General features: G+C 49.2%; 17 protein-coding genes and 1 riboswitch. Of the genes, 8 read left to right on the forward strand and 9 right to left on the reverse strand.

Annotated features, from left to right (window positions below; genetic code table 11):
- The first annotated feature begins 24 nt into the window (after positions 1-24).
- A complete protein-coding gene (locus tag AC5ELV_RS20155) occupies positions 25-579 on the forward strand; it encodes an NAD(P)H-dependent oxidoreductase (protein WP_430179824.1) in 555 nt (184 codons plus the stop codon).
- 10 nt (positions 580-589) lie between these two features.
- A complete protein-coding gene (locus AC5ELV_RS20160) occupies positions 590-1051 on the forward strand; it encodes a hypothetical protein (RefSeq protein ID WP_493431590.1) in 462 nt (153 codons plus the stop codon).
- An 81-nt stretch (positions 1052-1132) separates the two neighbouring features.
- Here AC5ELV_RS20160 and AC5ELV_RS20165 read toward each other — a convergent pair whose 3' ends face one another.
- Positions 1133-1864, reverse strand: coding sequence for a ZIP family metal transporter (locus AC5ELV_RS20165; RefSeq protein ID WP_103050339.1), 732 nt, complete (start codon positions 1862-1864; stop codon positions 1133-1135).
- A gap of 282 nt (positions 1865-2146) precedes the next feature.
- On the opposite strand from AC5ELV_RS20165, the gene trxB reads away from it, so the two are divergent.
- Positions 2147-3088, forward strand: coding sequence for a thioredoxin-disulfide reductase (gene trxB, locus AC5ELV_RS20170; protein WP_023990316.1), 942 nt, complete (start codon positions 2147-2149; stop codon positions 3086-3088).
- 58 nt (positions 3089-3146) lie between these two features.
- Complete coding sequence (locus AC5ELV_RS20175; RefSeq protein ID WP_007432162.1) at positions 3147-3377, forward strand: glutaredoxin family protein; 231 nt, start codon at positions 3147-3149, stop codon at positions 3375-3377.
- A gap of 93 nt (positions 3378-3470) precedes the next feature.
- Here the strand turns inward: AC5ELV_RS20175 and AC5ELV_RS20180 are convergent, their stop codons facing one another.
- Positions 3471-4643, reverse strand: coding sequence for an ROK family protein (locus tag AC5ELV_RS20180; RefSeq protein ID WP_493431591.1), 1173 nt, complete (start codon positions 4641-4643; stop codon positions 3471-3473).
- Between the two features lie 134 nt (positions 4644-4777).
- Between AC5ELV_RS20180 and xylA the strand changes: the two genes are divergently transcribed.
- Together xylA and xylB are read left to right on the forward strand one after the other, a co-directional pair.
- Positions 4778-6094: a xylose isomerase gene (xylA, locus tag AC5ELV_RS20185; protein WP_493431592.1), complete on the forward strand. Its 1317-nt coding sequence runs from the start codon at positions 4778-4780 to the stop codon at positions 6092-6094.
- Between the two features lie 55 nt (positions 6095-6149).
- Positions 6150-7673 carry a xylulokinase gene (gene xylB / locus AC5ELV_RS20190; protein ID WP_493431593.1) on the forward strand — a complete coding sequence of 508 codons (1524 nt, stop codon included), beginning with the start codon at positions 6150-6152 and terminating at the stop codon, positions 7671-7673.
- A gap of 86 nt (positions 7674-7759) precedes the next feature.
- Here the strand turns inward: xylB and AC5ELV_RS20195 are convergent, their stop codons facing one another.
- Genes AC5ELV_RS20195 through AC5ELV_RS20205 form a run of 3 tightly spaced genes read right to left on the reverse strand, consistent with a single transcriptional unit; the run spans position 7760 to position 10218 of the window.
- Positions 7760-7936: a FeoB-associated Cys-rich membrane protein gene (locus tag AC5ELV_RS20195; RefSeq protein ID WP_080658679.1), complete on the reverse strand. Its 177-nt coding sequence runs from the start codon at positions 7934-7936 to the stop codon at positions 7760-7762.
- Between the two features lie 36 nt (positions 7937-7972).
- Positions 7973-9982, reverse strand: a complete 2010-nt coding sequence (gene feoB, locus AC5ELV_RS20200; RefSeq protein WP_493431594.1) for a ferrous iron transport protein B — start codon at positions 9980-9982, stop codon at positions 7973-7975.
- Entirely contained in the window at positions 9973-10218 is a 246-nt protein-coding gene (locus tag AC5ELV_RS20205) for a FeoA family protein (protein ID WP_493431595.1), read from the reverse strand. The genes feoB and AC5ELV_RS20205 overlap by 10 nt, the downstream gene beginning before the upstream one ends.
- 281 nt (positions 10219-10499) lie before the next feature.
- Between AC5ELV_RS20205 and AC5ELV_RS20210 the strand changes: the two genes are divergently transcribed.
- Entirely contained in the window at positions 10500-11627 is a 1128-nt protein-coding gene (locus tag AC5ELV_RS20210) for a transglutaminase domain-containing protein (protein ID WP_493431596.1), read from the forward strand.
- A 47-nt stretch (positions 11628-11674) separates the two neighbouring features.
- On the forward strand, positions 11675-13051 hold the full coding sequence (locus AC5ELV_RS20215; protein WP_493431597.1) for an MFS transporter: 1377 nt from the start codon (positions 11675-11677) through the stop codon (positions 13049-13051).
- A 116-nt stretch (positions 13052-13167) separates the two neighbouring features.
- Here AC5ELV_RS20215 and AC5ELV_RS20220 read toward each other — a convergent pair whose 3' ends face one another.
- The 4 genes from AC5ELV_RS20220 to AC5ELV_RS20235 all read right to left on the reverse strand — a co-directional run bounded on the left by AC5ELV_RS20220 (position 13168) and on the right by AC5ELV_RS20235 (position 18344).
- On the reverse strand, positions 13168-14634 hold the full coding sequence (locus tag AC5ELV_RS20220; protein ID WP_348620600.1) for an amino acid permease: 1467 nt from the start codon (positions 14632-14634) through the stop codon (positions 13168-13170).
- 134 nt (positions 14635-14768) lie between these two features.
- Positions 14769-14971, reverse strand: a riboswitch (Lysine riboswitch).
- Positions 14972-15092: 121 nt separating this feature from the next.
- Positions 15093-16226, reverse strand: a complete 1134-nt coding sequence (locus AC5ELV_RS20225) for a virulence factor (RefSeq protein WP_493431598.1) — start codon at positions 16224-16226, stop codon at positions 15093-15095.
- A 240-nt stretch (positions 16227-16466) separates the two neighbouring features.
- On the reverse strand, positions 16467-17699 hold the full coding sequence (locus tag AC5ELV_RS20230; protein ID WP_493431599.1) for an MFS transporter: 1233 nt from the start codon (positions 17697-17699) through the stop codon (positions 16467-16469).
- A gap of 90 nt (positions 17700-17789) precedes the next feature.
- The gene (locus tag AC5ELV_RS20235; RefSeq protein ID WP_493431600.1) at positions 17790-18344 is read right to left on the reverse strand and encodes a MarR family winged helix-turn-helix transcriptional regulator; all 555 of its coding nucleotides are present in this window, start codon (positions 18342-18344) and stop codon (positions 17790-17792) included.
- Positions 18345-18416 lie beyond the last annotated feature (72 nt).

Consider the following 18416-nt stretch of genomic DNA (forward strand, 5'->3'; position numbering starts at 1 on the left):
TGCTGACAAAGGATGATGCGCATAATGACGACCAGAATCATGATTGTATATGACAGTGAAAATGGGCATACCGAACGTCTCGCACGCTCGATTGCAGAAGGAGCACACCTTGAGCACACGGAAGTGTTGTTAAAGCATGTGAATGAGGCCGATGTGAATGAGCTAGTAAGTGTGGACGCGATCATATGGGGTTGCCCGGGGCATTTTGGTACGATCAGCAGCGGTCTGAAAAGCTGGATTGATAAGTTGGGATATCTGTGGGCGCAGGGCAAACTAGTGGATAAAATCGGCGCTGTGTTTTGCACAACCGCTACCGTTCATGGTGGATTGGAATCCACGCTTCTGAATTTGATTACTCCGATGCTTCATCAAGGCATGATTATTGTAGGACTGCCCGCCAATATTACGGAAAATGCGCTATACGGCTCCTATTACGGCGTAGGGATAACATGTCCGGTGGAGACAGACCCCAATGGACCACCTAATCTTCCAACGGGTGATGATCTTGCACTAGGTCGCTCTTTGGGCAAACGAGTCGCTGAGATAGCGGGACGGTACCGTAGCGCTGAAAGAGAATAGGAGGCCGCCGATGACCATTGCTTTTATCGTAGTAGCTGCGGTTGCCTTTATTTTTTTGCTCGTATTTAATACGAAGATGACGCGCAAATCCTCTCCCAAGACTCGCTCTACCGAAGAGGACTCACGGCAAAGAAGCAAACGTCCTTATCCTGTGCAGGTGGAGCCCGAGGCGCGTGAATGGAAAGATCCTACGCAAGAGATGCCTCCTAAGGATATCGACGTCAAAGAACATCATGCGGAGGAACAACATAAGGCGTCTGATATCCAGACGGATAAGAAGGTGGAAAAGGATCACGAGAATATCAAAGATGCTTATGGAGATCAGGATTATCGTGCGGCTTTACGTGGTTTTGCCAAAAAGGACGAAGAAATGGATGGACGGTCCCAAATATCCAATGGAGAGAAGGAGACTCACAAAAGTGAGGACGAGCAGTACCGTGAAGCACTGCGCTCCATGAACCAAAAAAAATGAGGTATCTCTATGTGAACATGCCAAAAAGGCTGCTTATCTGTCTGGATTACAGGCAGAAGGCAGCCTTTTTGTGTTGCACGGCTATAGCCATTCGGTTAGGCCAATCATGGTAATCAAGCCGAGAATAAAGGAGAATGTGGCGATCCGCTGGTTGCCATCCCCGTGACTCTCGGGAATCAGTTCCTTGTAGACGATAAACATCATGGCTCCGGCGGCAAAAGCAAGGCCGTAAGGTACCAGTCCGTTCACCCAGCTACTCAAATAAAAGCCGATCAGACTCGTAATGATTTCTACAGCTCCGGTGAGGGTGGCAATGCCCAAGGCCTTGAAACGGCCGATATTTTGATTCACAAGGAACAACGCTACGATAAAGCCTTCTGGGGCATTTTGCAGGCCGATAGAGAAGGCGATCAGATTGCCGAGATTTTGAGTTTCACTTGCATAGCTGACTCCAACAGAGAGTCCTTCCGGCAAATTGTGCAATGTAATAGCTGCGATAATGAGAAAAGATTTGGACTCCAGTTGAAAAGTCTTGGAATCCGGGTCCTCCAAATCCGCATGGGGAATGTACATTTCCATCACCAGTAATACGAGACAGCCGAGCAGGATTCCGGCAGTCAGCACGAACCAATTGGAATGCTGGATTGCTTCGGGAATGAGGTTATACACGGATGCAGAGGTCATAATTCCTGCAGCATAAGCCAACAGAACATCGCGAAGCCGATGCGTGATATTGCGCATAAACAGTATGGGCACGGCACCGAGTCCAGTGGACAGGGCAGAAATAAAGCTACCTACAAAAACGTCATTCATAATCGGGATAATCCCTCCATACCTGATTTATCTTTAAGCTTCGCTTCATGAAAACTTCATTTGACTGTTTACAGCTCTTTCCGCATAATGAAATTAGGATTTAGAATCAGTCTAAGTCATAAGAAGCTACAAAACAAGTGATTCGTTTTTGTAATATCCGGGTGTCCACATTTTGGGATAAGCTTCTGGCAGAATTACTTTTAGAAGTATATGCAGCTGCCCAGCGCCCGGTTCCGAAAACTCGTTATATAATACTTATGTTATTTTAGGAGGAATCAAGATATGTACAAGTCCATTATTATAGGTACCGGTCCTGCCGGTTTGACCGCTGCAATTTATCTGGCACGCGCTAACATGAGCCCACTGGTGATCGAAGGACCACAGCCAGGCGGACAATTAACTACGACTACGGAAGTCGAAAATTTCCCAGGTTTTCCTGAAGGAATCATGGGACCCGATTTGATGGATAATATGCGTAAGCAAGCGGAGCGTTTTGGCGCTGAATTCCGCACAGGCTGGGTAAACAAGGTAGACACAACTGCTCGTCCATTTACATTGGATGTAGAAGGTTTGGGTGAACTGGTTACCGATACACTTATTATTTCCACAGGGGCGACTGCCAAATATCTGGGTATTCCCGGTGAACAGGATAATATCGGACGTGGCGTAAGCACTTGCGCAACATGCGACGGCTTCTTTTTCCGTGGCAAAGAAATTGTTGTCATCGGCGGTGGAGACTCTGCCTTGGAAGAAGCAAATTTCCTGACTCGTTTTGCTTCCAAAGTAACGTTGGTGCATCGTCGTGAAGAAATGCGCGCCTCCAAAATTATGCAGGATCGTGCTCGTGCGAACAACAAAATTGAATGGGCGCTTAATCGTACTCCTGTAGAAGTGATTGCGGACGAGAACGGAGTAACTGGCTTGAAAGTACTGAATAATGCAACAGGCGAAGAGGAGATCATTACAGTTAGCGGCGTATTCGTGGCGATTGGTCATCATCCGAATACGGGCTTCCTCGAAGGACAAATTACAACGGATGCGAACGGTTATATCGTCGTAAATCCGGGTACTTCCGAAACAAACGTGCCTGGCGTATTCGCTTGTGGCGACGTACAGGATACACGCTACAGACAAGCAATTACCGCAGCAGGTAGTGGCTGCATGGCCGCTATGGACAGCGAGAAATACATCGAAAGCCTGGAGCACAGCGCACTGGCCCTGTAATGATCCTTGGAAACATGAATAAATATGATGTAACAAAATAAATGATGAGGTGATATTCATGGAAAAAGCAATAGTTTACACATCTACAAACTGCCCGCATTGCCGTCAAGTAAAAAGCTATTTGAGTGAAAAAGGCGTGGAGTACGAAGAACGCAACATTGAAACCAATGAAGCTTTTGCTCAAGAGGTTTGGGATATGGGCATTCGTGCCGTTCCATTGACTTTGATCGGGGAAGAACGTATTTCCGGTATGAACAAAACCAAGTTTGAAAAAGTGTTGAACGCTTAATCCAACCTAACAGCAGACGACGGTCCTATGATCGTTATATGGTTAAGAAAAGGCTCCTATCGCAGCTACATACTGCAATGGGGGCCTTTTTACTTATAAGGACACGCGTACACGCCCGAGAAAAGGAGCGGTTGCTGCATAGGCGGCGCCTAGCATCGTCGAACGGCTGCCAAGCGTGGAGAAACGAATCTGTAGTTGCCGACGGTGATAGGGCAGGGCACGTTCGTCAATCACATCACGCATACTTTGCTCCAACCACGGTCTGGCTTCCGCCAGTGGACCGCCAATGATAAGCATTCCGGGGTTGAGGCTATTCACAATGTTGGTAATACCCACACCCAAATATCGCCCAATATCATCAAGGACGCTTAATGTACTCGCCTCACCTTGCTGAGCAAACGGCAGTAATTCCGCTGTATTATGTGCAGGAAGTTTCAATGTGGATGCTACATACGCCTTCTCCGAAGCATACAGCTCCCAGCAACCGCGACTACCGCAGGAGCAGAGCCGTCCGTTCCAGTCAATGGTCATATGACCCGTCTCTCCGGCGTACCCCCAAGCTCCTTGATACGGTTTGCCGTCAATGATAATCCCGGCCCCGATCCCGGACCCTGCACTGATGTAGACCAGATCTCGCACCTGCTGTCGGTGATCGCCGTCCATACCATAGTACAATTCGCCCTGCGCGCCGACGTTGGCTTCGTTATCCACTACAACGGGCAAACCTAGCTCAGCCTCAAGCTGCTGCCGCAGCGGGACCTCTTCCCAGCCCAGATTGGGTGCGAACAAAACGGTTCCGGTTTCATCCACCATACCTGGTACCCCCAGCCCAATGCCGACGATACCATGAGGGGAGGGAGGAGTGACCTGCATGAGTTTCTGAACGAGCTTTCGAATCTGTTCCATGATAAAGGCAGGATCATGCTGGGTTAGAGAAAAGGTAAGCTCAGTTTCAATGGTACCTGCCAGATCGGTCAGAGCGCCCTTGATGTACTGTACACTCACCTCGATACCGAGTACAAAGCCTGCACGGCTGTTGAACAGCAGCATTAAAGGCTTACGCCCACCGCTGGATTCTCCTAATCCTGTCTCATACACCAATCCATCGGTAATGAGCTCTGCCACCAGATTGGAAACGGTAGCCTTGTTTAATCCAGTTTGACTGGATAACTGTGCCCGGGATAGCGGAGCATGAAGGCGAATACGCTCCAGCACAATGGATTTATTCAGCTTTTTGACAAGCGCCTGATCGCCAGTGACATTCATGGTTAATTCACTTCCTGTTGGTGTAATTCCTAATATTATATCATAAAAGTAAACTTAGTTTAAGCAATAGACAAAGTCTTTTGGCTGTGCTAGAATCGTTTTTGTAAACGTTTACTATAAAGGAGGAACTTATAATGGCTTATTTCGAACAGGTATCTAAAATTAACTTTGAGGGCAAGCAATCCGACAATCCTTTTGCGTTCAAATTTTATAATCCACAGGAAATTGTAGCGGGAAAAACGATGGAGGAGCATTTGCGTTTTAGCATGGCCTATTGGCATACACTGGTTGCAGGCGGCTCTGATCCTTTTGGTGTAGAAACAGCGGAACGTCCATGGTCCAAGTTTACCGGGCTGGATTTGGCGAAGGCACGGGTGGAAGCTGCCTTTGAACTGCTGGATAAGCTGAATTTACCTTATTTTGCTTTCCACGATGTGGATATTGCACCAGAAGGCGCGTCATTGAAGGAATTTTACAGCAATCTGGATACCATCGTGGATCTGATTGAGGAACATATGAAAGCTACAGGGAAAAAACTGCTGTGGAACACGGCGAACATGTTTAGCCATCCACGTTATTTGCATGGAGCTGCCTCGACTTGCAATGCAGATGTATACGCACACGCAGCTGCTCAGATTAAAAAAGGACTGGAAGTGGGCAAACGTCTGGGCGCAGATAACTATGTTTTCTGGGGAGGCCGTGAAGGCTACGAAACACTGCTGAACACGGATTTGAAGCTGGAGCAGGACAATTTGGGACGTATGTTCCATATGGCCGTAGACTATGCGCGTGAAATTGGCTTTGACGCTCAGTTCCTGATTGAGCCAAAACCGAAGGAGCCAACTAAGCATCAGTATGATTTTGATGCGGCAACGACGATTGCCTTCCTGCAAAAATATGATCTGGATCAGCATTTCAAGCTTAATCTGGAAGCTAATCATGCAACTTTGGCGGGACATACTTTTGACCATGAAGTACGTGTAGCACGGATTAACGGCATGCTGGGATCACTGGATGCAAATCAGGGAGATTTACTGCTGGGCTGGGATACGGACGAATTCCCGGTTGATCTGTATGATGCCACACTGACCATGTATGAAGTGCTGCAAAATGAAGGCTTGGGTCGTGGCGGTATCAACTTTGATGCCAAGGTACGCAGAGCATCGTTTGAGCCAGAAGACTTGTTCCTTGCGCACATCGCAGGTATGGATACGTATGCGAAGGGGCTGAAGGTAGCGGCCAAACTGATCGAGGATCGTGTGTTTGAGGACTTTATTGAGAAGCGCTACAGCAGCTTTAAAGAGGGTATTGGAGCAGACATCGTATCCGGAAAAGCAACGCTTGCTTCTCTGGCTGAATATGCTCTGGCGAACGAAACACCACGCAAAAACATATCCGGTCGCCAGGAATATCTGAAAGCAACATTAAATCAATACATTTTGGCTGACTAATAGCAGCTTATATAAAAAATAAGGGATACACGATAACAGGGAAGGAGGAATTCCAATGCAGGAGAAGCTAAATCAGGAGCAGGAGCGCTATGTCATCGGCGTAGACTTGGGTACCAGCGCGGTCAAAACGGTGCTGGTTAACCGCAAAGGGCAGGTGGCTTATGAAACCTCTCAGTCTTATCCGCTACATCAGCCGAAGGCAGGGTACAGCGAACAGCACCCTGAGGACTGGGTCAGTGGCACGTTAGCATCACTGAAACAGCTTATGGAGAAGGCCGGAATCGGCGGCACAGATGCCGTAGACGGTATTAGCTTTTCGGGACAGATGCACGGGCTTGTGCTGACTGACAAGGAAGGCCAAGTGCTGCGTCCGGCTATTCTGTGGAATGACACGCGCACAACAGCACAATGCCGTCGTATTGAAGAACAGCTCGGGTCGGAGCTGCTGAACATCGCACGTAATCGCGCGCTGGAAGGCTTCACGCTGCCCAAGCTGCTATGGGTGCAGGAGCATGAGCCAGACGTGCTGGCACGTGCGGCACATTTTATGCTACCCAAGGATTATGTGCGCTACTGTCTGACAGGAGAGCTGGCGACGGAGTATTCGGATGCGGCGGGCACGCTGCTGCTGGATATTGCGAACAAGCAGTGGAGCGAAGAGATCGCTGCCGCGTTTGATCTACCGTTGTCGCTGTTCCCGCCGCTGGTGGAATCCTTTGATCAGACGGGTACGCTATTGCCGGAGATTGCGGAGCAGAGTGGGCTTTCGCCTGAAACGAAGGTCTTTGCAGGTGGTGCGGACAACGCATGTGGCGCGATTGGTGCCGGCATTTTGAGTGAAGGCCGCACCCTGTGCAGCATCGGCACCTCAGGGGTCGTCCTTTCCTATGAGGAACGCAAGGATATTGATGTGCAGGGGCGGGCGCATTTTTTTAATCATAGTGAGCAGGATGCTTATTATATTATGGGGGTTACGCTCGCGGCCGGATACAGCTTGACCTGGTTTAAGGATACCTTTGCACCAGAGCATTCTTTTGATGCATTGTTGGCAGATGTGAACTCTATTGAGCCGGGCAGCCAAGGGCTGCTGTTCACGCCTTATATCGTTGGCGAACGTACACCTCATCCGGATGCAACCATTCGAGGCAGCTTTATCGGAATGGATGCGGGGCATAAGCTTGTGCATTTTACACGAGCGGTGCTGGAAGGAATAACGTTTTCGCTCAAGGAATCCATTGATATTCTCAGAGGAACGGGCAAAACGGTGAATGAAGTCATTTCTATCGGCGGCGGTGCACGTAATGAGGCATGGCTGCAAATGCAGGCAGATATTTTTAACGCGGATATCATCAAGCTGGAAAGCGAGCAGGGACCTGCTTTGGGGGCGGCCATGTTGGCTGCTTATGGTAGTGGCTGGTTCGAATCTCTGCAAGCGTGTGCTGAAGCTTTTCTGCGTGAAGCAGCGAGATATTCGCCGAGCCCGGAACGTGTGGCACAGTATGAAGGCCTATATGAGCTGTATCGTGAAGTTTACTTGCACACGCGAGAGCTAAATGAGCATTTGGCAGTATATCGCTGAACACGGTGAGCCTTAAGCGTAAATAAGAAGCGGCTTCGGGTGTAAGAAACCCCCGAAGCCGCTTTTTATGTGATGATGAGTTGGAATTAAATACTTTTCTTGATTTTCGCATAATCTTCATGCATAGAGCTCGCCGCACAACCCGGACATGACTTGCTCGACGAACACCCGGCACAGGCGCCTTGACGGCTTTTTCGCAAAAATCGTACCAGCACCCATGCACTATAACCGAGGATCGCCAATAAAATGATGATATTGATCATGGAATTCACTTCCTTTTATTTACTATAGGGCCTGACTTAACCCCAACCTAATAATCTGCCACATTGATAGATCAAGACGGCAATGATATATGCAACGGTCAAAGGATAGATCACAGAAAATGCGGTCCAACGCCACGAAAGAGTTTCTTTACGAATGACCGCCACCGTAGCCAGACACGGAACATACAACAGAATGAACACCATAAAGCTAAAAGAGGCAAGCGGTGTAAAGGCCTGTCTGACTTGTAGTTCAAGTCCCTGCATATCAGGAACGTGGTAAATAATATTCATCGTTGATACAACAACTTCCTTGGCCATAAAGCCTGTGAGCAGGGAAGCACCTGCTTGCCAGGTGCCAAAGCCGAGAGGGGCCAGTAATGGAGCGAACCAACCTCCAACGGTTGCAAGCAGGCTGTCATCCATTTCTGCCCCGAAGCCCTGCGGACCGAAATTGGACAAGAGCCAGATGCCAACGGAACCTGCAAGAATAATGGTTCCGGCTTTACGGACGAAGCCTTTGACCTTCTCCCATGTGCTGCGGAATAGTGTAAGAGCCTGCGGCACTCGATAAGGAGGAAGTTCCACGATAAAGAGGGAGGGCTCACCCGACAAAATGGATACTTTGGAAAAAATTTTGGCAAGTATAAGTGAAACGACGATTCCTAACACATACATCAGCATGATGATGCTTGCCGCATGTGTTGGGAAAAACACACCCGCAAACAACGCATATACCGGCAGGCGGGCCGAACACGACATGAAGGGTACCAGCAATGTTGTAATGAGACGTTCTCTGGGCTGTTCAATGGTGCGTGCCGCCATAATCGCAGGGACATTGCAGCCAAATCCGATGATGAAGGGAATGAAGCTTTTCCCGTTCAAGCCCACGGCTTGCATCAGGCGATCCATTAGTATCGTGACCCGTGCCATATACCCGGAGTCTTCAATCACTGAAATAATCAGAAATAAAATAGCAATTTGAGGCAGAAAAACAAGCACACCCCCGACTCCAGCCACGATGCCGTCTACGACTAGACTTTGCGTAAAAGCGGACGCGTTCAAGTGAACGAGCAACTCAGAAATCCAACTGCTGAGTGTCCCTGAAAAAAATCCATCCAGCATATCTGAAAGGATCGTACCCGCCCAATCGAAGGTGAACTTGAAGGTAGCGTACATCAGCAGCAAAAAGATCGGAATCCCAAGATACCGGTGAGTTAATAGGGCATCCAGCCTATCCGTCAGGCTGTGCGGTCTGAGTTTGGAGGTGTCGAGTGCCTTGGTGCACAGATCAGCAATCCATGTTGTTCGTACAGAACGAATATGCTGAGCAGGGGTGACGGCATGGCCTTCACCTAGAAGTTCTTCCTCGCAACGGTGGATGCGTGCAGTTACTTGTTCACGCTGTACCTCATTCGTCATCCATTTCATGACGACAGGATTGTTTTCCAGACATTGCAGTGCGGCCCACCGGAGTTGCGGTACAGATGCATTCGGCAGTAAGTTGCAAATATCATGAATAGCCGCTTCGACGGCAGGGCCGTAATCCAGTTGAAAAGTATTGGATGCATGTCTTACTTCTCGAAGAGAAGCGAGCATTTGCTTACTTCCACTACCTGTGCGCGCCACCATAGGAATGATGGGAACGTTCAATTGATCAGCCAACAATTCCTTGTTTACGCGAAGACCTGTGGCATCAGCTACGTCAGTCATATTTAAGCCAAGTACAAGGGGACGGCCATATTCCAGTAGTTGTATGGTCAGATAGAGATTACGCTGGAGCTGGGAGGCATCCACGATATTGATCAGGGCCGCAGGAGGTTCTTCCAGCAAATATCGGGTTGCGACACCTTCATCCAGCGAAAGAGGGAGTAAAGAATAGGCGCCCGGCAAATCCACCAATACGGCAGACTTGTCACGCAGGATTCCTGTTTTCTTTTCCACTGTGACGCCGGACCAGTTTCCTACTTCTGCATACGTACGAGTCAGCTTGTTGAATAATGAGGTTTTTCCTGTATTGGGATTGCCAAATAGAGCGATCATGTCCATGTCGGAACAACCTCCAGTTGTTTCACCTGATTTTGGCGGAGGCCGACCAGCTGGCCGTTGCATTCAATGACGATAGGACCGCCCAATAAACTAATTTTCTTTAACCGTATGATGGAACCTTCGTGGATGCCCATGTCTGTTAAGCGGCGGCGCAATGAGGGATGAAGAGAGTCAAGGGATTGCAAACGCACAGTCTGACCTAGTGGCGTACGAAGGAGTGAGATACATTCTGGCATGGTGTTCAGCCTTTCTGATCTAGAATGAGAATCAATATCATTTACTTCCGATGCCAGTACCATATCATGAGGATACTTAGATTGCTGTGATAAAATTCTCTGTGAACGACATGTTTACCTCTTGCTCCCATCTGTTATATAGCCGAGTATGGTGTCACAACCTGTCTTGAACTGTCCCCTTAATCGTCTGCAACCGACAAAACTAGAGCGTTTGGGGCAACTGTTTTTATGGTAAGATATAGCTGTTTACAACTATGCTAAGAAGGGCAGGAACGCTCTGTATGAACAGAAAAATCGGGGTTAGGCTTGTAAAATGTCTGGTTGCGGGTGCAGCGCTGGCTGTGTTGCTGCCGCAAGCTGTGGAGTGGGGCAGCAATGTGTATGCGGCGTCGATCAAGCCGGCTTCATCCGTATCATCGCAGCAGCTTCAGAACAAGCTTTTACAGGCAATGGCTACGCGGAGTGAAACGCTGACCTTTACATATCAAGGGCGAGTGAACGGTCTCAAGCAGCAATTACAGACGGCCATCCAACAGGCTATGGAGAGCGATCCGTATGTGAATTATACGATCAAAAGCTACGCATTCAGCTATACAGGCACAACGACCTCCGCTCAGGTTACGATTCGTTTAAGCTACCGGGAGACGAAGGAACAGACAGCATATGTGGATAGCACAGTTAAAGCGGTGCTGGGGGATATTATTACGAAGGGAATGACGGATCATGAGAAGGTAAAGGCCATTCATGATTGGATCGTCGTTCGCCTGAAGTATGATGAAACACAGCAAAAGTACACAGCCTATGATGGTCTGAAAACGGGAAGCACGGTCTGTCAGGGTTATTCACTGCTGGCCTATAAAATGCTGGAACGTGCAGGCATTACGAACCGGATTGTGGAAGGAAGAGCAGGGGGCCAGCTGCATGCATGGAATCTGGTTTTATTAGATGGTCGATGGTATCACATGGATACGACATGGGATGATCCAACCCCGGATCGCGCGAACGAGGTAAGCACTTCATATTATCTGCTGACGGATACCGAAATGCGGCGGGATCACTCATGGGTTAAGCCGTATCCTCAGGCGAATACATCGTATCGGGAAACCTTATCAGCACTGGTAGCTGCCGGAGGATCCAAGGCTACTGTGTATCAAAAACTGTACAATATCCTCGAATATCCGCTGCAAGACGGCAAGGGTCTGGTTAAAACATCCGCCGACATTAAGGAACAGGTGCGTAAGATTGTAAATAAGGGAGGGACGACACTTACCTTTGCCTATCAGGGAACGGAGCGAAGTCTCAAGGAGGATTTACAATCCTTATATCAACTCGGTTTGAAATCCATTTCCTATCAGATTACGGATCTGGGAAGTACCGGTAATCTTCGTGTAACCCTGAAATGGACCTAATCATCTTGCTGTAAAAAGCTACATTAACAAAGGAGTATTTTATTTATATGCACAAGCGTTCCTTTACCTATTTGCTTGGCACGCAGACTATGTCTAATGCGGCCGACATTCTTTACATTATGGCACTTGTGTCTCTGGTTTTTCATGAAACGGACTCCATTTTCTCTTCGGTGCTCGTTCCGTTGCTGCGAATGGGAGCACAGATGATCAGCGGCTTTTTAGCACCGCTCATTTTGGCCCGATTCCAGCTTCCTTTTATTTTATTCGTTTCCCAGTTCGGACAACTGGCTTTCTTCGCTGTTCTGCTGGGCCACTTGTGGTCAGCGGGCTCGGAGCCGACATGGGTGATTGTGTTTACGTTGGTGGCAGCCATGTCCTTTCTGGACGGATGGACCACGCCTGCGCGTAATGCGCTGATTCCCCGCCTTGCGTCCGGGGAAGGACTCATGCGGGCAAACAGTCTGGTATCGGTCAGCGATCAGACGGTGCAATTAGCAGGGTGGGGGCTTAGTGGTGTGCTCGTAGCCATGCTAGGCTCGGAAAAAACACTGCTGGTGGCTGGCGGACTCTATATGGTAGCAATGATCTTCACCAGCTTGATTCGAGATCCACTAGAGGGCAAAGCCCATTATTTGCTGCAACCTGGAACAAGGGTGCGAGGTGGAGATGTTTCGGTTTCCGAAGCTGGTACTGAGCCCGGGCAAGGGCATCATGACTTGCCTCCTGCACAGTTGGAAGATCCACTCTATGGCCCGGAATCAGAGAGCCCCGCACTACCTCCCAAACGTAAAAAGGAAATACTCCGTGAAGGCTGGAGCCTCATCGGAGCCAGTCGCAGACTGAAAGCTCTTATTTTTATGGATATGATTGACCTTCTAGGGGGTTCGGTTTGGGTAGGCGCGTTCACGCTTGCTTTCGCTCAGCAGGTCTTGCACAAGAGCGAGGCATGGTGGGGATACATCAATGCAGCGTATTTTGCAGGAGCGATTGGCGGCGGCATCGTTGTCCTCGCCTGCGTCAAGCATTTGCAGCGCAGACTGCTGCCCGCCATGTTGGCGGGGATGGCAGGTTATGGGCTGCTGACAGCATGGTATGCACTGAACACATTACCGCCGCTGACGCTGCTTATCGTGTTGTTGATGGGACTACCTGCGGAAATGTCCGTCGTATCCCGCCGCACGATGATGCAAATGAGTGTGTCCGTACATGATTTGCCTAAGGTGCTGTCTGCCCAGGCCACACTGACAAGTTTGACCTTTTGTATTTCACTCCTGTTAATGGGCTGGATTGCAGATCATCTGGGCATCGTTAATTTGTACTTGTTTTCTGCAGTGCTGACGCTGATTGCTGTTATATACGGCATTTTTAGTCGTCGTGCCTTATCCATGTCTTTGTCAGCTTCATTGGAACCTTCCTCCAAATAAACAGAAAAAGCCCGTCTCCGGGCATATACAGGTGAAATGCGGATAAACGGTCTTGAACCAGGTTTACCAGCGTGTTTTCCCTGATATGTGGCGACGGGCTTTTTTACTGTTTTCTATTATTTATCCGAAGAAGCATCCGGGCTCAAATCACATTCTTTTAATGGAACGATTTTAGTACGTTTGGTCCATTTGTAGCCGAGCCACAGCAGAAGGAACAGCGGCACACTCATGTACGTAGCGATCATCGTTTTCCAGTCAATCTCCTGTCCGGTGAAGGCATCCGCCCCTTGCCCGATAATGACAATGATACACAGAGCGAAGGCGAACAACGGGCCAAATGGGAACCAACGGGCTTTGTATGGAAGCTCACTCAGACTGTGACCCTGTGCAGTAAAGGCACGGCGGAAACGATAATGGCTGACTGCAATCCCGACCCACGTAATAAATCCGCACATTCCAGAAGCATTCAGCAGCCAGTTATAGACTACACCGTCTCCATACAGGGAGGCGAGAAAGGCTAGCATACCGACAGCGGTCGTGATCAGCAGCGCGTTCATAGGAATGCCACGTCTATTGATACGTCCGAGGAAACGTGGGGCTTTACCTTCGCGTGCCAAAGCGTACAGTACCCGAGTGGCCGCGTACATACCTGAGTTACCTGCCGACAATACGGAAGTCAAAATAACGGCGTTCATAACAGAAGCAGCAATCGCAAGCCCTGCTTTTTCAAATACGAGCGTGAACGGGCTGACCCCGATGTCACTGATATCTCCCCGCAGCAGATTCGGATTGGTGTACGGAATGATCAATCCAATCACGAGAATCGCGAGAATATAAAAGAACAGGATGCGCCAAAAGATTTGACGGATGGCGCGCGGCACATTTTCACGCGGATTTTCGCTCTCACCAGCGGCTACCCCAATCAGCTCCGTTCCCTGAAAGGAAAAGCCCGCTGCCATGAATACGCCCAATACAGCAAAGAATCCGCCATGGAACGGGGCGTCTCCTACCGTGAAGTTGGCAAAGCCGACCGCAGGGCCACCCATAATGCCGAAGATCATCAGCACACCTACGGTCAAAAAGATGACCACGGTCACAATTTTAATCATGGCGAACCAGTATTCAGACTCACCGTAGCCTTTGACTGTCAACGCGTTCAGCGCGAAGATTACGGCTAGGAATAACAGACTCCACCAGGCAGAGTGGCTTTCCGGGAACCAATATTTGATGAGCACGGTCGCTGCTGCTAATTCGGCAGCAATCGTCACCGCCCAGTTGTACCAGAAGTTCCAGCCCATGGCGAAACCAAAAGCTGGATCGACGAAGCGACCTGCATAGGTGTTAAAAGAGCCGGATTCAGGCATAAATGTAGCCAACTCACCGAGGCTGGTCATAAGGAAGTAGACCATGAGGCCAACTGCTGCATAAGCCAGCAGGGCACCACCGGGTCCAGCTTCGGCAACCGCGCCTCCACTGGCGAGGAACAGGCCTGTTCCGATAGAGCCGCCGAGGGCGATCATCGTCATATGGCGGGCTTTGAGACTTTTACGCAAGGTTGCGTCAGGTGTTGCTTTGTGTTGCACGTTCAAACACTCCTTCATGAAATTGTATTTCATGTCAGGGCAAGAGCCAGAAGGAGGGGGAGTATATAAATCAAAAAACCGCAGGGAATACGCCTGCGGTTTTGTCTATGCATTCCGCACCATACCTTCTTCTATAACAAGATAGCTCAACACACGTGTCTGTGTTAGGACAGCGTGTGACAGTTCTGCTCCTTTCGGTTAGCAGCCCCAGCATTCGGAGTATTTACAAAGAGTCAGCTCCGCATACTTCGGCGGGTGTACCTTTCTACTGGAATCTCAGACGGCTCTTGGCGTCTCCTCCGGTGTACTGATTACATCCGCGACCTCTACCTCATCATAAAACAGGGTTGATGAGGTGTATGACATGATATTTTATTGTATAGCGAACTACAGTATATCGTACCTGTACATCTTATGACAATCGACAATTTTTTGAAAATCACTCGTAGAATCTTAAATTAAGAGTTCCGCTTGGCCATCTGCTGCCAAACTGTGCCCGCGGCTTGTTCGCCTGATTCGATGCGTTCCAGCGCCATTTTAGCCTGCAGACTGACCTCGAATTCGGGATCATCGACCGCCTTCTCCAGCGCATCACGAGCATCCTCGGTCCCTACCTCGTATAAAAAACGTGCCGCCCGCCAGCGCACTAACTTGCTGCTATCCGACAGGGCTCCGATCATTGCGCTGGTAGCGACCGGGTCGCCGATGTCCGACAACGTGTCGCCTGCAGTGCGGCGTACTGCCGCTGAAGGATCGCGCAGCGCCTCGGCAAGTAGATCCATCGCCTCTGGTGAGCGAATATCGCCCAGATAGACGACGCCCAGCCGCCGCAGCTGCATTTTGTCGTCATGCAGCGCTTGCCGGATAAGCGGCAAATGCTCAGGCGTCGGCTCCAGCCGATCCAGCGCAGCGTAGCGTGTGCGCCAATCCTCGTGCTGCAGGGCCTGCTCCAGCTCGGCATCGCTCCACTCGCGGCGTTCCTCCACGAATTCGCTGTTGTTTGCGCCATGGGCAATCGCCTGTTGGATAATCTGCTCCAGCCGCTCTTGCGGAAAGGCTGCCTCCAGTTCCTGCTCAACCTCGCGCGCAATGTCCGGCAGCTCACCGTAGCGGACGCCGTAATCACTCAGCTTGCGTTCCTTAATCAGCGTTGCACTCGCTACACGGGTAACGGCTTGCACAAAGCGATCGGACAAGGAAATTCGTTCCTCCTGCTGCCCCGCCTTGACTCGAATTTGCATAGGAAGGCCGCGAAAAAATTGCACAAAAACCTGTGCTTCGCCAAATGCTTCTCCAGAGGTTTCCTCTGGCAAATCCCAATTGGCGTCAGCACCTTCCTCGCCTAGCCGATCACGGACTTGACCCAGAATGGTGGACCAATCTGCATTCCCTTTGCGGTCAAGGGCTACAAAGTCGGTCGTGTGAAACACGCTTTTGACCCCTTCAATGCCCAGCATGCGCCGGATAAATGGGGGAGCGGAACGCTCATTGTCTCGTGTATATGTTCTGCGGATACCCGCTTCCAGTTGCTCATCCAGATGTAGCATCATGGTGTTCGGACTGGGAGTAGGCTCGATAGATGTTATTTTCATAGCTCAGTACAGCCTCCTGTTCAAAAGTTCTCCATATATAGCTTATCTGTATTGTAACTCATTCTGCGAATGTCTCCAAAGAGAAGTTCGCATTTGTGAGAAAAACACAATGACATATCTCACACTAATTCATGTAAACATGTCTGATGAATATGGAGGTTTTTTTATTAAAAAAAGGATGCTATATAAGCCGAAATCGAAAAATTAACATGAAAACGGAGTAGGCAGAATGGTGCTGTACTATGCATTCCGCTTTAGCGGATCGTTCTGCTGTCGGCGAATGAGCAGGGAGGCGATAAAGCCTAGAGACAGAACAGCTGCCAGCAGCATAAATGTAGTTGTCTGATTGCCGCCATTTCCCATCAAACGAATGGAAAGCGTAGGGGCTAGACTCGTACCGGCAAACAGGACGAAGGTATACAGTGAGACGGCTATAGCCCTGGCTGCACCGCCGAGCTGGCCGACGATTGCTATAAGTGAAGGAACACTCAGGGCAATGCCGCTGACAAAACATACACTCCATACTACGATAGCTATCAGAGAATGCGTCATTCCCATCAGCGCCAAACTCAGAATGGAAAGAATAAGAGCTGTACGTAATATAAGGTGCACACCGTATTTCTGGGCTAGCTTTCCGGCGAATGGTGAAAGGAGCATGCCGATGATACCAGCGGATCTGACATAAAGCATCTGTCGGCTATTTAGGCCAAATTCAGGGCCGCCAAGATAGCTACCCAAAACCGTATACATGCTCACAAAGGACATCAGGAGAACAAAAGCGACCGTGTAGGTTAACCATAAAGGATACGAGCGCAGGACGGTCCCTAATTGACTGAAAGCTGCCCAAATGCGAACACCTCGTTGAGGGGAAGGGGTTTTAGGTAGGAAAAAAAGGACGATTAGGAAGGTAATTGCATACAAAACGCCTAGCATCCGAAATACCATATTCCATCCCATTTGTTCGCTGATGACAATACTAAATACCTGTCCAGCAATACCCGCTACTAGAAAACCGGTGCTGATAAAGCCGATAGCTGTTACCCGTTTTTCGGCCGGAAACATATCGACGGCGTATGCGAGAGCAACGGGGGAAAAGGTGGCTGCCGCAAAGCCTTGAAGCAAGCGTAGTATAACTAATACAGAATATTGACTGGTTAAGCTGATGGATAACGAAATAATCGTTAATGCGAGCAGTCCGATGACGATAACCTGCTTTCGTCCAAAGCGGTCAGACAATCCGCCATAAACAAGACATCCCGCCGCAAAGCCTAAGGAAAAGATACTGCCCGGTAGGGCTGCTTCAGCAAGCGTTTTTCCAAACACTTTAGCAAAAAGAGGGACCAAAGGGATCGTTACATACAGGCTGGACATAATGGCAACCGCTGACCAGCATAGGATTACAGTCATCCATGCATAAGGGAGAGCCACATTTCCTTTCTGTATAACGGTATGACGGGTTCGTAATTTACTCATCAATTAAACACTCCTTAATCATAAAGTAAGCAACTTGTTAATACAAACAATTAAATATATTAGATAACCTAATTATATGCTTAAAAAAAATTATCTACCCACCCCCAGTCTGCCTTCCATATGATGATGGATTTTTTCTATAATCCGCGAAAAAACGACCTGCTCCTCAGGCTCCAAAATACTCGCTAGGGAAGCACAGGAAGACCAAAAAACAGGGAGCACCTGCTGTACAAGATGAGAACCCGCTTCTGTAATGCGTACATGAATTTTGCGTCGATCTGTAGAATTATGTTCTCTGATAATCCATCCTCGTTGCTCTGTCCAGTCCAGGAGGGATGTAACAGATGCACGCCGGATTCCTAGACGGTCGGCAATCATAGAGGGGCTCATCTGAGCCTGAGATTGGTGCAGTGTCAACAGCAACAACAGATCTAGCTTACTCTCTGTGAGGCCGTAAGCAGATAGATCTAGATCGATCGCGTCGAGCACGTTATCGCTCGTCCATAGCAAGAAGAGACCCATGCGGGCAAGTTGTCGGTCCGTTCCTGCAAGGGCGGTTTGATCCATTAACTCCAGATAAGGTTCTGGACCCAGACGGGGAAGAGGTTGCTGGACGGTGTCCCGCTTACTTTGTTTTGGCGGCATACGTTCACTCTTTTCATATAATTAGGTTATCTAACTATATATCAATATAGCGTATTGAAATGCATAAAACAA

The sequence above is a fragment of the Paenibacillus sp. NMA1017 genome, from assembly GCF_058895805.1.